1 protein-coding gene is annotated in these 333 nt (G+C 45.9%); it reads right to left on the bottom strand.

All coding sequences use genetic code 11. The features are described 5' to 3' along the window. A partial coding sequence (locus H6A27_RS14740) for an ATP-binding protein (RefSeq protein WP_239469738.1) occupies positions 1-290 on the bottom strand: 290 nt, incomplete at its 3' end. Positions 291-333 lie beyond the last annotated feature (43 nt).

Raw genomic sequence — 333 nt, 5'->3', positions numbered from 1 at the left:
CCGTTTTTCACATAGTCACAAGTGGCAAGATTAAGCACTTTCTGCTTGTCTACGCCACGCTTGCTGTCATAGATAACTTCACTTATGGAAGCGTGATAACGGAAGTGTGCTTTTTTTATCAGACGGGCATTCCGGCTTTGATTCCGGTTATCCAGTTCGGCCTGTATAAGCAGTTGCAGGCCGTCCTTCAAGGAGAGCGACTCTGCCTGTCGCGTCTCCTGCATCGTAGCCCAGTAATGTGCCATTCCGGGCATCTTAAGGTTTCTTAGAGCATTGATAATTTCATCCATCGTTATTGGTTTTGAGTGTTAGAAGTCTGTCATTTGAACTGTG

The sequence above is a fragment of the Bacteroides caecigallinarum genome, from assembly GCF_016902295.1.
In the GTDB taxonomy this organism is placed as follows: Bacteria; Bacteroidota; Bacteroidia; order Bacteroidales; family Bacteroidaceae; genus Phocaeicola; species Phocaeicola caecigallinarum_A.
This window is presented reverse-complemented; position numbering and strand designations above follow the sequence as displayed.